Origin of the sequence: Marinigracilibium pacificum (assembly GCF_012926615.1) — a bacterium.
In the GTDB taxonomy this organism is placed as follows: Bacteria; Bacteroidota; Bacteroidia; order Cytophagales; family Cyclobacteriaceae; genus Mangrovivirga; species Mangrovivirga pacifica.
Genome location: NZ_JABBNU010000004.1, coordinates 323,862 through 343,750, shown reverse-complemented (window position 1 = coordinate 343,750; position 19,889 = coordinate 323,862). Strand labels below are relative to the sequence as shown.

13 protein-coding genes and 2 tRNA genes are annotated in these 19,889 nt (G+C 36.6%); 4 read left to right on the top strand and 11 right to left on the bottom strand.

What is annotated here, in order from left to right:
• Position 1: 1 nt before the first annotated feature.
• From HH304_RS08215 to HH304_RS08185, 7 genes are all read right to left on the bottom strand, one after another.
• A complete protein-coding gene (locus tag HH304_RS08215) occupies positions 2-919 on the bottom strand; it encodes a ribonuclease Z (RefSeq protein WP_169680058.1) in 918 nt (305 codons plus the stop codon).
• A gap of 42 nt (positions 920-961) precedes the next feature.
• Complete coding sequence (locus tag HH304_RS08210; RefSeq protein WP_169680056.1) at positions 962-1,345, bottom strand: STAS domain-containing protein; 384 nt, start codon at positions 1,343-1,345, stop codon at positions 962-964.
• Positions 1,342-2,286 carry a phosphoribosylaminoimidazolesuccinocarboxamide synthase gene (locus tag HH304_RS08205; protein ID WP_169680054.1) on the bottom strand — a complete coding sequence of 315 codons (945 nt, stop codon included), beginning with the start codon at positions 2,284-2,286 and terminating at the stop codon, positions 1,342-1,344. The genes HH304_RS08210 and HH304_RS08205 overlap by 4 nt, the downstream gene beginning before the upstream one ends.
• Positions 2,287-2,344: 58 nt before the next feature.
• The gene (locus HH304_RS08200) at positions 2,345-3,658 is read right to left on the bottom strand and encodes a toxin-antitoxin system YwqK family antitoxin (RefSeq protein WP_169680052.1); all 1,314 of its coding nucleotides are present in this window, start codon (positions 3,656-3,658) and stop codon (positions 2,345-2,347) included.
• Positions 3,659-3,786: 128 nt separating this feature from the next.
• Positions 3,787-4,965 (bottom strand): acetyl-CoA C-acyltransferase, encoded by a 1,179-nt coding sequence (locus tag HH304_RS08195; protein WP_169680050.1) that lies wholly within the window; start codon positions 4,963-4,965, stop codon positions 3,787-3,789.
• Positions 4,966-5,122: 157 nt separating this feature from the next.
• Positions 5,123-6,001 (bottom strand): tetratricopeptide repeat protein, encoded by an 879-nt coding sequence (locus HH304_RS08190; RefSeq protein ID WP_169680048.1) that lies wholly within the window; start codon positions 5,999-6,001, stop codon positions 5,123-5,125.
• Positions 5,998-6,969 (bottom strand): vWA domain-containing protein, encoded by a 972-nt coding sequence (locus tag HH304_RS08185; RefSeq protein ID WP_169680046.1) that lies wholly within the window; start codon positions 6,967-6,969, stop codon positions 5,998-6,000. The genes HH304_RS08190 and HH304_RS08185 overlap by 4 nt, the downstream gene beginning before the upstream one ends.
• A gap of 208 nt (positions 6,970-7,177) precedes the next feature.
• Here HH304_RS08185 and HH304_RS08180 point away from each other — a divergent pair.
• Both HH304_RS08180 and HH304_RS08175 read left to right on the top strand, forming a co-directional pair.
• A tRNA-Ser gene (locus tag HH304_RS08180) sits at positions 7,178-7,267 on the top strand.
• A gap of 210 nt (positions 7,268-7,477) precedes the next feature.
• A tRNA-Pro gene (locus HH304_RS08175) sits at positions 7,478-7,552 on the top strand.
• 405 nt (positions 7,553-7,957) lie between these two features.
• On the opposite strand, the gene HH304_RS08170 is transcribed toward HH304_RS08175, so the two are convergent.
• Both HH304_RS08170 and HH304_RS08165 read right to left on the bottom strand, forming a co-directional pair.
• Complete coding sequence (locus HH304_RS08170) at positions 7,958-9,352, bottom strand: sulfatase-like hydrolase/transferase (protein ID WP_169680043.1); 1,395 nt, start codon at positions 9,350-9,352, stop codon at positions 7,958-7,960.
• A 58-nt stretch (positions 9,353-9,410) separates the two neighbouring features.
• Positions 9,411-10,346 (bottom strand): ROK family protein, encoded by a 936-nt coding sequence (locus HH304_RS08165; RefSeq protein WP_169680041.1) that lies wholly within the window; start codon positions 10,344-10,346, stop codon positions 9,411-9,413.
• 119 nt (positions 10,347-10,465) lie between these two features.
• On the opposite strand from HH304_RS08165, the gene HH304_RS08160 reads away from it, so the two are divergent.
• A complete protein-coding gene (locus tag HH304_RS08160; protein WP_169680039.1) occupies positions 10,466-11,842 on the top strand; it encodes a sugar MFS transporter in 1,377 nt (458 codons plus the stop codon).
• A 302-nt stretch (positions 11,843-12,144) separates the two neighbouring features.
• A complete protein-coding gene (locus HH304_RS08155; protein ID WP_169680037.1) occupies positions 12,145-12,306 on the top strand; it encodes a hypothetical protein in 162 nt (53 codons plus the stop codon).
• A gap of 179 nt (positions 12,307-12,485) precedes the next feature.
• On the opposite strand, the gene HH304_RS08150 is transcribed toward HH304_RS08155, so the two are convergent.
• Both HH304_RS08150 and HH304_RS08145 read right to left on the bottom strand, forming a co-directional pair.
• Entirely contained in the window at positions 12,486-14,021 is a 1,536-nt protein-coding gene (locus tag HH304_RS08150; protein ID WP_169680035.1) for a sulfatase family protein, read from the bottom strand.
• A 58-nt stretch (positions 14,022-14,079) separates the two neighbouring features.
• On the bottom strand, positions 14,080-19,776 hold the full coding sequence (locus HH304_RS08145; RefSeq protein ID WP_169680033.1) for a sugar-binding protein: 5,697 nt from the start codon (positions 19,774-19,776) through the stop codon (positions 14,080-14,082).
• Positions 19,777-19,889: the final 113 nt, after the last annotated feature.

The following is a 19,889-nucleotide window of genomic DNA, read 5'->3' as shown; positions in this document are numbered from 1 at the left end:
GTTATTCTTTTAGTTCATAAACTTTGCCTTCAACAGAAAGTTCAGCATTAGGGAAAACTTCTTTAGCTTCATCAGCAAAAGGTCCGAGGTTTCGGTAACGGGTAGAATAATGACCTAATAATAATTTCCCCACATTAGCTCTTTTTGCAATATCTGCTGCCTGTACTGTCGTTGAATGATATGTCTGAGCAGCTCTTTCTTCCTCGTCTTTCAAGAACGTAGATTCATGATAGAGCACGTCTACATCTTTGATATAATTTACTATTTCAGGATCATAAATTGTATCTGATGCAAATGCATAACTAAATGATTTTCTAGGAGGTAAGGTGAAGTCCTTTTTATCATATTTGATGCTACCATCTTCATTTAGAACAGATTTGCCTTGTCTCAAAGTAGAAACCTCATCAACAGATAAATTTTCAGGTATTGCTTCTCTGTTTATTCTGATTGGCTTTGGTTTTTCTCTAAAAATATACCCATGACAATCTATTCGGTGCTTCAACGGAAAATGCTCAACCTGGATTTTGCTATCTTCAAAAATTATTCCGCTATCGCCGTATGTTAATTCATGAAATTTAAGATCGTATCTTAGTTTCGTGTCTGAATATTTAAACTGGATTGTAAGAATATCACCAAGACCTTTAGGTCCATAAATCTCTAAAGGTGAATTTCTTCCTAACAAATGCATGGTGGAAACCAGGCCTATAAGACCAAAGTAGTGATCACCATGCAAATGACTTATGAAAATTTTATTTATTCGCTGAAGCTTTAGTCTGTTCTTTTTAAGTAACAACTGGGTGCCCTCACCACAATCCATCAAAAAATTATGACCATGCAGCTTAATATACTGCGACGTCTGATTCCTGCCATAAGCCGGAGTAGAGGCATTTGAGCCTAAAATTGTTATATAAAAAGCCAAACCAATAAAGTTTAAAAAATAAATACTTACAATTCTAACTGTCTATTCTTCAGGGTTTTCATTTTTGAATTCCCGCTCCAGTTCATTCATATAAACAAGGTCTACAGCCTCTTCGATATTCTGAACTATAGTCAAAACCTTATCTAACTGAGAAATGTTTATAAGTTTCATAACATGATCAGAGATATTACATAAAATAAAATCTCCACCATCTTCAGTAAACAATCTGTTACCAACTAAAAGAGCACTTAATCCTGATGAATCCATATACTTCACATCATTTAAATTAAGCACAAGATTTCCTACACCCTCAGCATGCATTTTAACCAATTTTGATTTTACATCAGGGGCGATAGATGAATCAACCTTTTCTTGCTTGATTGTTATTACTGTATATTTATCTTGTTCTTCTAATTCGTATTTCATAGGGACAATGCGTTTTTAATATTTTCTTCAATTCTGGCTACCATATTATCATTATCTGCTTTTTCAAATGGTAATCCAGTAACTTTTTCATATAATTCAATATACCGGTCACTAATCTCATTTATTTTTTCAGGAGTCATTTCCGGAACTGTCTGTCCATCTTTCCCTGCGAAATCATTTTCCAGTAACCATTGTCTGACAAACTCCTTTGACAATTGCTTTTGAGGTTCACCAGCATTTTGTCTTTCTTCATATCCATCAGAATAAAAATATCTGGATGAATCAGGAGTATGAATTTCGTCTATAAGGTATATTTTATCTTCGAATTTTCCAAATTCGTATTTTGTATCGACAAGGATTAGTCCTTGCTCTTTTGCCATCTCAGTACCACGCTGAAATAACTTTCTTGTATAATCTTCTAACTGAAGATACTCATCTTCAGAAACAAGGCCTTGAGCAAGAATTTCTTCTCTGCTTATATCCTCATCATGGCCTTCATGTGCTTTAGTAGTAGGTGTTATGATTGGTTCCGGGAGTTTATCGTTTTCTTTTAAGCCCTCTGGAAGAGTGACTCCACAAAGTTCTCTCTTTCCGGATTTGTAAGTTCTCCAGGCATGACCAGCAAGGTAACCTCTGATAACCATTTCAACAGGATATGCATCACAAGCTTTTCCGATGGTAACATTCGGGTCTGGAACATTAATCACCCAGTTAGGAACAATATCACTTGTAGCTTCAAGAAACTTTGCAGCGATAGTATTTAAAACCTGTCCTTTAAATGGTATTGGTTTTGGTAACACAACGTCGAAAGCTGAGATTCTGTCGGAGGCTACCATTACTAGTTTGTCTCCAAATGTATAAACATCCCTTACTTTCCCACGATAAAATTTATCCTGACCAGGGAAATTAAAATTGGTTTCTTTTAGTGCTTGTTGATTCATGAATGCAAAAATAAGAAAGTGTTTATTGCTTCAAAGGATACCTTATAAATAAAAATTGTTAATCAAGGATTTTTTCTCCTGCAAGTAGATTTCCTTCTTCATCATAAAACTTCCAATCTCCCACTTGTTTATCATCATAATATTGTCCTTTGGCCTTTATCTGGCCATTTTGGTAATACTCTACATATGATCCTTTACGTTTCCCTAACTGGTAGCCTACTTTTATTTTAACTGTATTATCAGGATACCATGAAGTATATTGTCCGTGCAGAAACCCTGTTGCATAATTTGCTTCAGTTTCCTGATTACCATTTTCATAATAAGTTTTCAAAGTGCCATGAGGTCTGCCTTTATCATAAGGAACTTCTTTTTGCAATTGCCCATTGTCATAGAAATACTTCCACAGTCCATTTTTCTGACCCTCACGAATGAAATGCTTATATTTTACTTTCCCGTTAGGATAGTATTCGGTAATGTCCTGGTATTCCTCATTACTTTTATAGGTTACTTCACGTTCGGTATCACCATTTTCAAAGTAATAATGAGCGGTACCCTGTCTTGAGCCCTTCTTGTATTCAAGTTCATGTTTTATTTTACCTGAATTATAATAGGCTAGATTAGGTCCATCAAGTAATCCGTCTTTGAATTCTCCCTTCATTATAAGATTACCTTCCATATTATATGTTTTGAACTCACCATGCCTGTTTCCATCTACCAGGTAGCTTTCAGTCTCTAATTTGCCATTTGGATAATAAGTTTTAAAAAACCCGGTGAGGTATCCATCTTCATAATTGGCCTCTGTTTTAAGTTGACCATCTTTATAAAACTGCTTTGAAACACCATTTTGCTTACCATTTTTATAGACAATGTCTTGTTTGACATTACCATTTTCATAGTATTGCTTTACACTTCCTTCTGGCATTCCATTTTGAAATTGAGTTTCGCTTTTTAATATTCCTTCTTCGAGGTATACAGATACCTTTCCAACGATATTACCCATTACATACTCACCCTCTTGAATTTTGATCCCTTCCTTGTTATAAATGCTAAAAGAACCATGTCTTTCACCTTCTTTATAATTGATCACACGCATTGTGGTACCGTCTTCATAGTATGAAGTGAATGTACCTTCTCTTTTACCGTCCTTAAACTGGCCTTCTCCGGCTATTTGTCCTCCGACATAATAGGTGACGTAAGGGCCATTCATCATGTTCTGGTCTTTTCCCATTACATAATATTCCTCTTTGACATCTCCATTACTATACCGTGTAATGACTTTTTTACCATAAGAATCCTGAGCCGTTATCAGGAAGTTAAAGAATAGTAGCGTTGTGACTAATAATAATTGTTTGAGCATAGGGTAAATATACATTATTAAACCCAAAATATGCTAAAGAGCATAGATGGATCGAGTTGATAAATTAAGGGCTTTGTTTGTATTAAACATAAAAAAAAAGCCCTACGTATAACGTAAGGCTCAGTTTTTTAGTATGGTTAGAATTATAGTTTTTCGATAACCATGGCACTGGCACCGCCACCACCATTACAAATACCCACAGTTCCTATTTTTGCATCTTTTTGCTTCAATACTGAAGTTAGAGTAGTCAGGATTCTAGCTCCAGAAGCTCCAAGTGGGTGACCTAATGCAACAGCACCACCAAATACGTTTACTTTATCAGTGTCAAGACCTAGTTTTTGGTTGTTTGCTAATGCTACAGCAGAGAAAGCTTCATTTATTTCAAAATAGTCAACTTCACCGATTGAAAGGCCTGCTCTTTCAAGCGCTTTTGGAATAGCTAACGAAGGAGCAGTTGTGAACCATATTGGATCTTGTGCTGCATCGGCGAAGGCTAAAATCTTAGCTATTGGCTTAACACCAAGCTCTTCAGCTTTTTCCTTGCTCATAACTACAAGCGCAGATGCACCGTCATTAATTGTACTTGCATTAGCAGCAGTTACTGTTCCGTCTTTGCTAAATACAGGATTTAATGAAGGAATCTTATCAAAGTTAACGTTTTTATATTCCTCATCTTCAGTCATAAGTATTGGATCACCTTTACGCTGAGGGATTTCTACAGGAACGATTTCTTCTTTGAAGTAACCTTTTTCAGTGCTTTCTGCTGATAGTTTGTAACTTCTTATAGCATATTCATCCTGCTGCTCACGAGTTATAGCCATTTCTTTAGCAGTATTATCTGCGCAGTTACCCATTGGGAATCCGTTATATGCTTCCCAAAGACCATCGTGCATAAGACCATCGATAACCTGGCTATGACCATACTTCATGCCCCAGCGAGCTTTTGGCAGGTAGTAAGGAATAGAAGACATGTTCTCCATACCACCGGCAACCACAACGTCATTATGGCCAAGCATGATACTTTGAGCAGCCAGCATAACAGATTTTAATCCGCTACTACAAACTTTATTTACAGTCGTACATGGAACATTGGTTCCGATTCCTGCGCCAAGTGCAGCCTGACGAGCAGGAGCCTGACCTAAACCGGCTGAAACCACATTACCCATATAAACTTCCTGTACATGTTCTGCAGAAACACCAGCTTTTTCAAGTGCGCCTTTTATTGCAATAGTACCTAGTTTTGTAGCAGGGATATTTGCTAAAGTTCCATTGAAACTGCCAATTGGGGTTCTGACAGCCGATACGATATATACTTCTTTCATGAATTTATTAATGTTTAAAAGAGACAAATCTCTCTTTAGATTAATGATTGTTTATTCACTTGCAACTTAATTAAATAAGAAATTAAAATCACGTTACAGCGAACAAATGTTAGGGTCGACTATTATAAAAAAAGCCACTCTAATGGTGGCTTCTTTTTTACCAGTCTGGTTTATCACTGTCTTTTTGTTTTGTTGACTTACGCTGCATCTGTTTCAGATATTGAACTTCGTTGTTTTGAAGTGCTTCGAGAATCATTTGGGCTTTTTCTTCAGACATATTCATCTCCTGAAGTTTTTCACGAAGCTTTTTCATTTTTTCTTGCTTCTCTTTATCAGTTTCGTCGTTTTGTTCTTTATCCTCTTTGTCTTTTTCAGCCTTTCCGTCATTTTCCTGTTTCTTTTTCTGGTCGGCTTTTTCTTCGTCAGCTTTTTCTTGCTCTTCTTGCTTAGACTTATCTTCTTTTTCTTCCCCGCTCTTATTTTTATTTTGATCGTTTTTCTGATCTTTATTTTTTTGATCCTCGTTCTTTTCGTCTTTGTTCTGCTCGTCCTTGTTCTTTTGCTGATCTTTTTGTTGTTCCTGCTTTTTCTTTTCTTCTTCCTCTTTCTTTTTCTTCATTGCCAACTCAAAATCATACCGAGCTTGTTCATTATATGGATTAGCCAGGAGGGATTGTTTATACATGGCAATTGCGGAGTCATAGTTCTTTTTATGAAATGCTATGCTGCCGGTTTGCTGATAAGCTATTGAACGGATCTCTTTATCTTTAGCATCCAGAAGGTTGGAATAGCTGCTTTGAGCTTGGGTTGTGTCTCCAGAATTCCAGTAGGAGTGAGCCAGGTTTAAAAGGAGCGTTTCCTCTTTTACATTAAATGAATCTTTTAAAAGGATGAATTTTTCAATAGCCACCTCATAATTTTCATTATTAAAAGCTTCGGTTGCTTCTTTCTTTAATTTATTGATCTCCGCTATATCATTTGCTGATAACTGAGCGATGAATAAACCTGAAAATATAAATAGTAATAAGTATCTCATTTCAATTGTAATGTTTTAACCGGAACTAACATATCAAGAATAAATAGACCCATTGCTATTGCCAGGAATATCCAGTATTTGTTTTGATTAACATCAATAACCCTCGTAGCTTGAATTTGTCCTTCAACTTCTCGTATATCACGAATAAGCTGGTCAGTTTCATTCTTTTGGTCAGATATTTCGTAATATTTTCCGCCTGTTTCATCTGCAAGACTGATTAGGTCTTCAGGGTTTAATTTGGTGATTACAGGTTGTCCTTGTTTATCAGCTTTGTAAGAGCTTCCTTGAGGAATTCTGCTGCCTTGTCTTGTTCCAATACCTAAAGTATATAACGAAATATCTTCGTCTTTGATCTTCTTAACCGCTTCATTAGTTTTTTCACCAAAATCTTCTCCATCAGACATCAATACAATCACTTTGTTTGTTTCCTTCCCGGCAACATCCTCATTTTCATTCATTTTGGAGATGGCCATTTCAAGAGGTGGTCCAAAATTAGTTCCTGTTTCCGGCACCAGGCTTGTAGAAAGTGTTTCAATATATAGACTGAGTGCTGATTGGTCATAAGTTAAAGGACATTGAATAAATGCCTCACCAGAAAAGATTATCAGACTCATTCTGTCTCCACTAAATGCATTTACAATTTCCACCAGTTCATGTTTTAGGTTGGAAAGACGGGTAGGCTCGATATCATTGGCATTCATTGACTCAGATAAATCGACACAAAAGTAGATGTCTTTACCAACCGCCTGAATCTCATCTTTTGCCTGTCCAAAGGAAGGACCTAACAGGGCTATAATAAACAGAGAGAAGTAGACAGTTCTGAGAATCACCTTAAAAGCGATACCATAGTAGGGGACACCCATTTTTCGGGATATGACAGATACACGGACAATATATAGCAGATAGATCAGGATAAAGAGTCCGATAAAAATGTAAACCGTATTATCAGGTTCGACGTACCAATTCATATTATAAAAATAATTTAGAAAACAAATATAACTAAGTGAGTCAAAGAGGGAAACCTGTAAGGGGTTAAATGGTGTTAAAAACTTTTTTAAATTTTTTTTTGGTTTGGGGTTGAAGAAGTAAAAAACAATCGTTTATATTTGCATCACTTTTGAGGGAAAAAGCCGAACGAGGCAGTTACTTTGAAAGGATTAATTCAGAATAAAACCCGGAGAGGTGGGTGAGTGGCTGAAACCACATGTTTGCTAAACATGCGTACGGGAAACCGTACCGGGGGTTCGAATCCCCCTCTCTCCGCCACGGGGTGTAGCGTAGCCCGGTCAAAGCGTCCCGACTTGAGTGTCGGGAAGATCGCAGAGGCAAAAATAGCTTGAAGATACAATTAGAAGTATCAAAGAAATTTATCGGGGTGTAGCGTAGCCCGGTCAAAGCGTCCCGACTTGAGTGTCGGGAAGATCGCAGAGGCAAAAATAGCTTGCAGATACAATTAGAAGTATCAAAGAAATTTATCGGGGTGTAGCGTAGCCCGGTCATCGCGCCTGCTTTGGGAGCAGGAGGTCGCAGGTTCGAATCCTGCCACCCCGACAATGAAAACCTTGCATTTCCATGCAAGGTTTTTTTGTTTGCACTGGACAAGTCAAGCTCGCTTGAATTTGGACAGTGCTAACAAAAAATTATTGCGCGATAGCGAAATGGTTTTCATTTGCGCCCCATCCCTGTCCAGGATCGCCGTTAGGTAATCCTGCTATATTATTCATTTATAGTTTAAATTAATTTCGCTATAGCGAAATGGTTTTCATTAGCACCGACTCCAGACCACGATCGCCGTCAGGCAATCCTGCTTACAAATGAGTATACGGCCCACGCGAGACGCTTGAGCCAGTGGATATTGATTTTAGTGAATTGATATTTCGAGGCTTGCTCGAGCCAGGGACATTTAATTGCAATTATTCTATCTTCATTATATAAACCAACAAAACATCTTATGTTTTAATCCTGATTATTGAGTAATTCATTTAAAGTCACTTCTAATTTGGATATTTGAGCAGAGAAATTTTTGTCAATTAAATTATTCTTTTCTTCCGGATCATTTTCTAAGTCATAGAGCTCTGATTGTATTTCCGGATCATCATATTTGATGTATTTCCATTTATGTGTTCTAACCGCCTTCCATCCTGGTACTCTTGCCGCTACTTTTTCATGGTAATATTCCGCTAAAAATGCCTTTCTTAATTCGGTTTTTTCTTGTTTTAGTACTGGGATTAAACTAATACCATCCATTTTTTCCAAGGACTTTACACCTACCAGTTCTAATATAGTAGGAGCAATATCAATATTTAATACTAATTGATTATTTACACTTCCTGGTTTTATTAAATCAGGGTATCGAATAAGCATTGGGATTTTTAAAACAGGGTCATAAGGCCATCTTTTCATATTAAATTCACCATGTTCTCCCATTAGCATACCGTTATCACTCACATAAATGATTATGGTATTCCGGAGCATGTTTTTTTGCTCAAGTATGTCAAAAATTTTACCGACCCCTTCATCGACACTAATCAGGCATCGCAATTGATCACCTATTACAGCAGTAGGGTTTCTTCCTCTGCATCTTCTTGACTCAGGAGGTTCGGGTAGCACATTCTGATATTCATAGAATTTCTTTCTAGTAAATTTTCTGTTTAAATGCGGTTTATTTACGGTGTCATTAAATGAATATAAGGAGGAATCATAACTATATTTTTCAAATTCAGATTCATGATGTTTTGCTGGAAGTAATGGCCAATGAACAGCCTTGTGGGCAACAATCAAAGCGAATGGAGTTTCCTCATTGTGATTATTCAAATATTGTATTGCTTTTTCATTGATTATATCTGTCATGTATCCGGTAGTTTGAATTCGTGAATCTTCATCAATAACTACTCCATCGATATAATCACCTTGTCCTTTAAAGCTGAACCATCTGTCAAATCCTGGCAGTCTGGAATCATCAAGTCCCATATGCCACTTACCGATAAATGCTGTATGATAACCAGATTCTCGAAGTTGTCTGGGCCAGGTCAATAAAGTATGACTTACAACATCATTGCCTAACTTGTCATTGTTGATTACATTATGATTGTGCGCATAATTCCCGGTCAAAAAACTAGCTCTGCTTGGGGAACAAAGTGGTGTCACTACAAATGCATTATTGAAAATAGCTCCTTCCTCACCTATACGATCAATATTCGGGGTTTTAGAATATTCATTACCTTCAATTCCTAATAAACCCTTTTGCTGATCATCAGTAATGATGAAAATTACATTTGGCTTTTTAGTAGTTGTCTGAGAAAAAACAATAAACGGAATTATTAAATAAAAAAGTGAAATCAGGATTTTCATATTTAAATTAATCTATTTGTTAATATGGTAAATCAACTCTATTTAGAGGAAAAGGTAATTACATCATTGTCAAGGCTGCAGCACCAAAAACGCCAGCACTATCTCCTAATTCCGGTTTTAGAATTGGTGTTTTTAAATCATCATTAAACAAATGCTTTTTGATTTCATTTACACCATCAGTATATAAATAAGGAATATTGCTAACGCCTCCGCCAAGAACAATCGCATCAGGATCTAAAATATTTATAACCTGAGCAAGAGCTTTGCCAAAATAGGTAGTCAATCGTTTTATTGTTTGTTTTGCTTGTTGATCGGTTTCATTATCATGCAACTGAACAATTTCAGCAAGCGATTTTATTTTTCCACTAATTGAATGGTAATAGGACTCCAGAGCTACTCCAGAAATTACTGTTTCAACGCAACCAACCTTCCCACAATAGCAACTTCCTCCGGAATTATCTAAAAAATTATGACCCCATTCTCCTGCAATTCCATTTTTGCCACTCAATGATTTTTCATTAATAAAAATTCCTCCACCAACTCCTGTGCCTAATATGACACCAAATACCACGTTGGGTTTTTTTTCTAATTTTGATAAAGCACCCATAGTTGCTTCAGCGAGCGTAAAACAATTCGCATCATTTTCGATAAGGACTTCAATGTCTAAAGAGGTACTTAAGTCATGTTTGATATTTTTCCCGTTCAGGCAGGTTGTATTACTATTGTTTAAACTTCCTGTATCAGGATCAAATGTGCCCGGAGTACAAATCCCAATTTTATTTATGGCTTCCGGACTCTCTTTCCGAAGTTTATTAACCAGGTAGCTTATTTGGTTAAGTATATGGTCATATCCCTTTTCACGTTCTGTAGGTACTCGAATTCTTCGTTTTACCTCATAGATTGATTCATTTTTGGTTATTAAGATTCCCTCGATCTTCGTTCCTCCAAGATCAATACCAATATAATGACAAGCTTTGTCTGATTTGTATGTCATAAAAAAGTATAATTTTCTATGTAAGAATATAATTGAAAGACAGATTAAACTTTTGATTCTTAAATCAAGATATCAATAACATAGCTTTCCTCTACTTTAAAGGATTATTAAATTTTTTAATGAAGAAAAAATCAATGGCAAAGCAAAATTTCTCTGGAAGTCTGGTGGCAGTTACAGTCTTATTTTTTTTATGGGGTTTTATGACTTGTATGAATGATATTTTAATTCCTCATCTTAAAGAGATATTTACACTAAAATATTGGCAAGCAATGTTGGTTCAGTTTTGTTTTTTTATGGCCTATTTTTTAGGATCTCTTGGATATTTTATACTTTCATTAAAAAAGGGTGATCCAATAAATCGAATTGGTTATAAAAATGGAATTATTTTAGGATTAATCATTTCCGGTACGGGATGTTTGTTGTTTTACCCTGCGGCTAACCTTGAATTATATGTCCTTTTTTTATCAGCATTATTTATATTGGGTCTAGGTTTTACACTTTTGCAAATCGTTGCAAACCCCTATGTATCAATTTTAGGAAGTCCGGAATCTGCTTCAGCTAGATTAAATATGTCTCAGGCATTTAATTCTTTGGGTACAACTATTTCTCCAATCGTTGGAGGCTTTTTGATATTTGAATACTTTTTCAACGATGGAGATAATTCAAATTCCACCAAAATTCCCTATTTGATTTTCGGATCGATATTTATCCTGATGGCGATAATTTTTAAGTTTTTAAAGCTGCCAGATTTTAAAAATGATGAGGAAATATCTGATAGTATTGGTGCACTTAAATTCCCAAATTTAAACTATGGGACTCTTGCAATTTTTGTTTATGTAGGTGCAGAAGTTTCTATAGGAAGTTTTTTAATAAATTTTACCGGATTAGATCATATCGCAGGATTAGAAGAGTCTTTAGCCAAAAATTATTTAGCTTATTATTGGGGAGGTGCAATGATCGGGCGTTTTCTTGGAGCATTATCTTTGAGTAATTTGCCCATGCTTAAAAAGAATTTCTACATGGTTATTTCTGCTATACTTTCGTTTGTTGTAATTTATTTTATATCCGATTTACCCTTTACTGCAATAACACCATTCTTGATAATTTTAGTTTTAAATTATCTATTCTTTTTGTTAGGCAAAAGTTTGGCTTCCAGAACATTATGGTTGTTTGGAATAGTCAATTGTTTATTGGTATTAGTCTCTATTCTATCCAGTGGTGAGGTAGCCATGTGGGCATTAATTGGAGCTGGACTATTTAATTCGATTATGTGGTCTAATATTTTTACTTTAGGGATACGAGGCTTGGGTAAATATACCAGTCAGGGTTCATCATTATTAGTAATGGCTATTTTAGGAGCAGCTGTTTTACCTTTAATTCAAGGGGTTATCGCCGATTACTATACTCTGCAACAATCGTTTATAATACCATTTATCTGTTATTTGTATATTATCTTTTATGGTTTTTATTGCTCAAGATTATTTAGCAATAAGTAGAATAGCTATTTTATTATTTTGAGGTGATAGTCATTGCTAAAATTTAAATTGTGAGTTTGGATTCAAATCAATTTGCTTGTACTTATCATAATACATCAAATTATAACTGAGTAATTCGGTGAGTTAATATTATAATTAGTTTGTAAGACATTGAAAATAAACGGGTTTTCATTAGCACCAACCCCACACCAGGATCGTCGTCAGGCAATCCTGCTTACAAATGAGTATACGGCCCACGCGAGACGCTTGAACCATGGACAATAGATTACTGATGGAACAATTTTATATGATACCAAGCTTGCTTGAGCCAGGAAGCTATAAGCAATAAAACAATTCCTGCGATAGCAGGATGGGTTTTCATTAGCATCGATCCCAGAGCAGGATCGCCGTCAGGTAATCCTGCTTACAATGGACTATATGGCCCAAGCGCGACGCTTGAGCCAGGAGGATGTTCAAATTTTTGAAGACTTCTCTATTAAATAAATTCGCTGTTCGACATTTGCTATGTCGGACTGTTATCATCGGATTTGTAATCCGTATTCATAGTACATGGCACGATATTTTTCTGCAAATCATACTGTATTTAGAATTATACAATTAATTCGATCTTTGTCAGATTATCTTTTCACCAGGTAATATGTCATTATTCATTCGAATCTCTTCCTTGCTCTACAAATTCCTCCAGTTCATTAATCAATTGGTTTGAATTCGTGTTTAAATGTATATTATGTTGCTCTGTTGAATCCTGAGCTAAGTTATATTGCTGATATTTCTCAAATTTATTTTCATTTACAATGGTATGGGGTAGGGTAAACCCTCCGGAACCGAGGCCTTCGATAAGTTTTATTGAGTCTTTTCTCAAGGCAAAAACGCCACGAGAAGAATGATGGATCATAAATTCTCTTCCTGTTACCTTATCTGCCTTGCCCAACAAAACCGGCAAAAGTGAATAACTGTCGGTAGCCTCATTACTAGTCTTGGACGCTGATACTATGTCAGCAAATGTCGAGTAGAAATCTGTAAGACCAACAAGGGCATTGGAACTTGTATTTGATTCAATTTTACCTGGCCAACTAATAATCAATGGAACCCGATGTCCGCCTTCATGAATATCTGCTTTTTGACCACGCAAGTAGGCATTGGGTTGGTGCATTGATTCTGGGTCAAAATACCTTAAATATGCACCGTTATCACTAGTGAAAATAACGATGGTATTTTCCAGTTGATTATTTTCTTTCAGGGTATTCATAATCTCCCCAAGAAGTTGATCAATATTATAGACAAAATCTCCGTAATCACCTACCGGGGTACTACCTTTATATTCAGGTTCAGGGAGAATTGGCAGGTGAGGGGCTGTTAAGGCATAATATAAAAAAAATGGTTTTGTGCTATCTTTTTGGCTATTAAGATATTGAAGGGTTTTTTGCTGAAGGGTCGGTAATACATCCTGATGAGAAAATGTTGAAGCAGCCAATCCACTTCTCCAATTGATCAATCCATTTTCTTCCTTGTTTTCTTCAATCATTTTCATCGGTAAATCCACCACACTTCTGTTTTCAATGAAGCAATAGGGTTTCATATCTAGTGATGCAGGTATACCAAAGAAATAATCAAACCCGTGATCAACAGGACTTACTTTTATCGGTGAATTAAAATCAATTGATTCTCCTGTGTATGCTGCCGGGTGAATTTCAGGATTTTCCCACTGGGCATCATGACCATCTTTCACAGGCCAGTTTAATCCGAGATGCCATTTTCCAATTGCTGCTGTATTATATCCATAGTCAGAAAGTAACGAGGCAATAGTTGACTGAGTCGTATCAATTAGTGATGGAGAATATCCCCAGGTTACTCCTTTTTTAAGAGGGCTACGCCATGCATATTCACCGGTTAAAATGCTGTACCTGCTCGGAGTACAAACCGATGAGGAAGAATGGGCATCGGTAAACCTTATTCCGGATTCTGCCAGTTTATTAAGATTGGGTGTGGGGATTTTAGAATTGGAATTATAAATTTCAATATCACCATATCCCAGGTCATCGGCAAGGATCAATATTATATTTGGATTTTTATTCTGAACCGATTTATGCTCAGCATTATCATTCTCACTGGTTGTATTACATTGACATACCAAAAGAAAGAGTAAGATGAAAGGACTTTTTAAAAATAGCTTAATCATTATTTATTATGTTAAAAAATTCCGGGATAGTCATCAAACTATCCCGGATATTAATTATTTAATTTGATTTAATCAGTTTTATATGTGAAAGTTCACCTTTTTGGTCGGTTAACTGCAACAAGTAAAGTTGATTTTTCCAGTTTGATGTATTTATCTGAATTTTTTCAGTTGAATTTCCTGAACTTTTAAAATACATCCTACCCGTCAAATCATAAATTACTATTTGATCAACATTCATATCATTGGGTATTAAAATATTTAATTGGTCATTAAACCCATTAGGATAAACCTTAAGTCGGTCGATATCTACAGATAATTCTTCCTCCAGATCGTCTTCAGTGTTGAGCAATCGACTTGATAGATTTAGTGTCCCAGTGAATGATATATCGTCTAGCCTGAATTTAGGACTTCCCAATGTGGTAAATCTTACTCCAAAATCAGATGATGCAGCCAATGAAATTGGGACTTCGATTAAGTACCATTGGTCGTTGGTGCCATCACCTGTAGGCAGGGTAACACTTAACGTTTGCCAATTAGTACCGTCGCTTGTAATCTCTAATGACAAGTTAGATCCATCTTCATTCTTTCCATTTTTGCGGATACCAAAGTTTAACTGAAGGTTGGTATTGCCAGTAAGGTCGATATCTTCGATTTGGTACGTGGCTCCCTGAAAATTCAAGAAAACATGATTGCCATTCGTTGCTCCACTATAAGTGCCATTATTTAAATTATCATTGATAACAGCCGTACCTGAATGTGTAGCATTTGATTCGGAATAACAGGTATAATTAGCGACATCACTAGATGAAGAACTACATGATTGCTGATCGAATGTTTCTTTGAATAAATCCTGTTCCTGATTTGCCAGGGTAGTAAAGTTACTACTTACCCATGATGATTGGGTATTTGCACTACAATTAGATCTTACTTCCCAGGTATAGGTTGTATTTTGTGTCAGGCCATCAATCGATATATTCTCTTCAGTAAGCATTGTATCTAATAGATACTGACTGCTTCCTGATTCAAACACTCTAATTTCATACCCTTGAGTGGCAGTAGAAATTTGTGCCCAGGATAAATTGACTGAATTAAATCCGATACCGGATGAAATGAGTTCCTGTGGGTTATCACAAGTAACTGATTGGGTTGATTCTCCCAGAATTTCGATGTCATCAATTCTATATTTTGAACCTCCCAATGCCTGAAATATAATTGTTAAGGAGTCATTTTCGATCAGGTCGGGACTATCTAAAGTTAATTGATACCAGAAAGAAGAAGTACTATCTCCTGTCGGTAGGCTTATTGGAATTGCATTGAATCCCGTGTCTATTGAAGAGATAAAAACTCCTAAATCTGATCCATCTTGATTATTTCCATTTTTCTGAATTCCAAATTGAAGAATCAGATTGGTATATCCTGTGGTATTTAAACCTGATATGGAAAAATCCTGGAGTGAATCACCTAAAAATACGTGGTTTAAATTTGATGCATTTTCATATGTTCCATTATTAAATTTATCATCAATAAATGCTGTGCCAGAATAATTCACTATTGAATCAACATAGCATTCATAATTAACCACATCATCAAATGAGCTGGAGCAACTATCCTTATCGAATGTTTCTCTATAAATTGTAACCAGATTAACTGGTAAAAGTGTTTTAAAATCGTTTCCATCAACCCAATCTGAATTTGATGTAATACATGTTTGTCGAACTCTCCAGTTATATTGCTGATCAGAATTTAGATCAACGATGTTGGTTTCAGTTTCATATTGTACGATTTCAGATGTCCAGATTGAATCATTTTGTTCCTTGATCTGAACTTCAAAAGTTGAGAGTCCTTGTTGAGGTACTGTCCATTCGAGAAAGACTGATTCACTCGTTAAACTGGTAATCTGAAGATCCTGGGGTTCACTACATACTTCTGGTGAACCGAAATCTACTAGCAGGTTGTCGATTGTATGGAAGGTACCACCTCGATCATTGGCTACTTTTACAATAACCTGGAGTGAATCGCCTGATAAACCATCTTTTTGCAATATAATGAACTCATCATCGACTTCAGCATCTCCTACTAATTGATCAACCAGAATTTCTTCACCATCATCGATTTTAACAAATAGTTTGATGTAGTTTGAATTTTCTTCCCTGAAATTATCTCCTTTTTCTTTTGCCAGAACGGATACTTTGAGGTCCGTAGCCTGTGAAATGTCAATAAATTCAGTGGTGAGGACAGCTTCTCCATCTAAATCTCTTGCTTCAACAACTCCTCCTTCGATTACTTTAAAATAATCATTTGCATCAGCCAGCGAGGCTTGACTTAAATCGATCGACCAGGCTGTCGTCCCTGAATCTTCCAGTGTATTTACCGGTAAACTAAACTCTTCAAACCAGGGGATGTCGGGTCCGGTTAAAACAGTATTTCCCCATTGAAATGGGTTACTGGTATTTATATTTATGCTGGTAAACCATTGATTTACCTGATCAACATTTGTTCCTGTTTGATTGTCAGATACTGAAATTTCAAATCCTAATTCAGCTTGATTCGTTGGAACAGTGCCCAGATCATTCCAGTCAATGAATAGTTCATACACATAACCGGCAGATATATTGTTTACTGATGTAGTTACGCCTAAACTTTCAGATTCACCTAGCGCTTCTACAAATCCATCATTTCTAACTCTGAATAAAAAGTCAGACGATGTGATAATGCTATTTTTATCATTACCAATATCTATTCCCACAACAATGTCATCACCAAGGTAAAGTGTGTCTCCTTGTAAATAATTGTTCGGGGTTGAATCCTGAACTCTTACTAAAATGTATAACCCCTGACGGTCGTATGCTATTTTGAACCGATCTTGCGAATCGGTGGTCGTTCCAAATACATTTTCAGTGATATCGTACCAATCTAAAGAGTCCCAATGATCATCCTGCAAACCATCAATTAGAATTTCTGAGTTCAAATAATCTATAGGAATGGGAGTTCCTTCCTGCGTAATTAATACTTCAATAGATCGACCATTAGAAGTGATTTCAATTGTAGCTGTTCTTTTGGCAATATCAATATTGGGTGAATTTACTGTTAATGTTATTGTGTCATTGCCAGTACCTGAAGATTGCGAGGCAGTGATCCAGGAAGGAATATTAGAAATTGTCCATCCCGAATTGGAAGCAATTCCGAAGTTTTTACTTTCATTAGCCTCTTTGCCAAATCGCAAAGAACTGGTCTCCACCTTAAAGGATTGATCAGGAGCGTTCGTATCGATGTTTCTTCGCCAGACACCTGTACCGAAAGTGGGTATATAATAGTTGATATCACCATTAGACTCCCGGATAATTTTAGAATCTGCCGAGTTATCCCTGGAGTAAATAAAATCCATATTTTGGTCATCGCCTGTAAAATCTTCCCAGGTTACAGTTCCATTAGCAGCAATAGTGCCTTTGAATACACCAAGCCCCTTTTTATGCTGGGTATTTTCTGTTCCGATAAATATTTGATTACTATATCCGGCCATTAGCCCGAAAGTAATAGTCTCATCAGGTTCTACCCAAACTTGTGGTCTCAGGTTCAGGGTTTCTTCTATTGTTAGTCCGGTTGGTATAAATCTTCCGGTTGAATTCCATCCGGTAGAATCAGGGTTATCGATTAAGTACACTTCATAATTTCCTGAGACAGTTCCGGCTACTGCTACCCGAGTATTGCCATTATCATCCCAAACATACATATCGTCGATAGTTAAATTCATTTCCTCCCATTGCCAGGTATATGGTGCTGTTCGGGTACCCTTGTATAAGTTATTGCCAGCGGCCCAAATTACATTGGAGTTATTTGGGTCAATATGAATGTCGTTAAACTGTGGCTCAGTTGACATTGAAGCAGTGGATATTTCCACCCAATTGGCATCGCCATCAAAAATGCTTTCCAATTCTTCTGTAGAATAGATTCCTCCAACACCAAATTCTGTGCGCAAACCAACATAAACCCTGCTGGGATGAAAGTTATCGAGGGCTATTCCCTGTATTTGTCTATTTGGTAGTCCATTGACTATATTGGACTTATCTGATCCGCCTCCGATTAATTTCCAGTCATCAGCTTCTGGTTGTAGGTTTAGGTTAGTCAATTCTCTTGCATATAACCTTCCAATTGTTTTACTGGCTATTCCAAAACCTGGTCTGGAATCAATTAAAACTAAAGGAGGGTTGGTATTAGAAATAGCTACCGACTGACTATTAGTTATGCCCCTTGGTACTGTGTTTTTTGTCCAGCTAAGTCCAAAATCCCAACTTTCCAGGGTTCCCTGGTCTGCATTACCCTGGACTGCATAATTTTCATATGTATCTATATCATAAGAAACCGTGTTGGTAAATCCGGTAGAGAAATATGTATGTTCAGGGCCAAAATTTTGACTGGAAACATTAGTATAAATGGGTAACCAGCTATCTGGATTACCTGGCCATCCGGGAGCGGCAGGATCTGTACTCAGAAAATAGTTATTTCCTCCGGCAGTGATAATCAATCGGTTAGACCAGCTTGTTGGGGTATAATTATATGCCCTGGAGATTAAACTTGCTGTTTCCCATCCTTCCTCGAAAGTAAAAGTATTTCCATCAGGTTTTTTTATAATTTGTTGCCAGTTGTTATTGGTGATATTATTTGATCCATCCAGCGTGATTGTACCTTCATACAATCCCACTCTATTGTTGCTTCCAAGAAATGTGGTTCCCAGTAAGATTTTGTGCTCAGTTGATGATGATCTAGGATCTATTACCGGAATGTGCCATTGAGGTTCCACCGGTAAATTATTATTGATTTTAGTCCAACCTGGATTTGAGGAACTTAAAGAAGTTGTCTGGGTACTGTAAATGGCCCATTCTCTTTCCGCAGTTTGAAATACGGCATAGATTCTGTCACCGGAAGGAGAAAACCCTATCCCGGTACATCCACCACTGAATTTATATCCATTCGGATCGATTGTAATTCCATCACTTTTAAAAAGTGTGAAGGTTGTTATTCCTCCATCAACCCCTAAATAAGCGTCTGTAGGGTTATCAACCCGAGTCCAGGAGCTTCCTTGTGAGTTATTTGAATAATACACACCTGATGCAGCACCCAAATATATAATTCCTGTTGTTGGATGAATAAATACCTCATAAACATGGTCATAACCATCAATAGGTTCGTATACACTTTTAGTAAAGGTATTTCCACCGTCTGTAGAAATATAAACATATCGTTCACCGGTTAATTCCTGAATTGGATCAGATATACTGGCCTGGATTTTCTGAGGATCTTTTGTGTGCCAGCTGGGAGCTAATACAACAGTCGAATCGTCAGGGCTAATTGCAATGGCTGCAATTGCATCAGCTTTGGTGGTTTCTATTCGAGTCCAGTTTGTTCCGCCATTATCAGAATAATGCGCCCCCCAGAGGCCTCCCTGGTATATTCGGCCATTAGGGTTATTGGATTTCCTTATTATAAATGACATTCCATGGCTGAAATCCCTGCCAATGAAATCCCAGCTTTGTCCGAGGTCATCTGAAACATAACTTCCTTCCTGATCGCTAGACAACCAGATACGATTTTCTACATGCGGGTCAAAATACAAATCCTGTACTTGACCACCCGCCCCGGGGGCTAAATTTTCCCAATTACTTTGACCGAAAGATGTCAACGGAATTTGGTAAAATATTAAGATAAAGGCACAGTAAAATACCAATTGCCGAAGCGCAATTGCTTTGAGATTTTTCATAATTATTTCATGTTTGGGTTTACTAATTATCACCTCATTTGGGAGAGGTAATCATTCATAAATTATTAAAAATCTGGACTTTAAAGGTTCATATTTTTAAATCCATAGAAATA

What these genes read in the sequence shown, in the direction of transcription:
- HH304_RS08210 (WP_169680056.1), bottom strand. Translation starts at nt 1,345, where the DNA reads ATGAAATACGAATTAGAAGAACAAGATAAATATACAGTAATAACAATC.
- HH304_RS08205 (WP_169680054.1), bottom strand. Translation starts at nt 2,286, where the DNA reads ATGAATCAACAAGCACTAAAAGAAACCAATTTTAATTTCCCTGGTCAG.
- HH304_RS08200 (WP_169680052.1), bottom strand. Translation starts at nt 3,658, where the DNA reads ATGTATATTTACCCTATGCTCAAACAATTATTATTAGTCACAACGCTA.
- HH304_RS08195 (WP_169680050.1), bottom strand. Translation starts at nt 4,965, where the DNA reads ATGAAAGAAGTATATATCGTATCGGCTGTCAGAACCCCAATTGGCAGT.
- HH304_RS08190 (WP_169680048.1), bottom strand. Translation starts at nt 6,001, where the DNA reads ATGAGATACTTATTACTATTTATATTTTCAGGTTTATTCATCGCTCAG.
- HH304_RS08185 (WP_169680046.1), bottom strand. Translation starts at nt 6,969, where the DNA reads ATGAATTGGTACGTCGAACCTGATAATACGGTTTACATTTTTATCGGA.
- HH304_RS08170 (WP_169680043.1), bottom strand. Translation starts at nt 9,352, where the DNA reads ATGAAAATCCTGATTTCACTTTTTTATTTAATAATTCCGTTTATTGTT.
- HH304_RS08165 (WP_169680041.1), bottom strand. Translation starts at nt 10,346, where the DNA reads ATGACATACAAATCAGACAAAGCTTGTCATTATATTGGTATTGATCTT.
- HH304_RS08160 (WP_169680039.1), top strand. Translation starts at nt 10,466, where the DNA reads ATGAAGAAAAAATCAATGGCAAAGCAAAATTTCTCTGGAAGTCTGGTG.
- HH304_RS08150 (WP_169680035.1), bottom strand. Translation starts at nt 14,021, where the DNA reads ATGATTAAGCTATTTTTAAAAAGTCCTTTCATCTTACTCTTTCTTTTG.
- HH304_RS08145 (WP_169680033.1), bottom strand. Translation starts at nt 19,776, where the DNA reads ATGAAAAATCTCAAAGCAATTGCGCTTCGGCAATTGGTATTTTACTGT.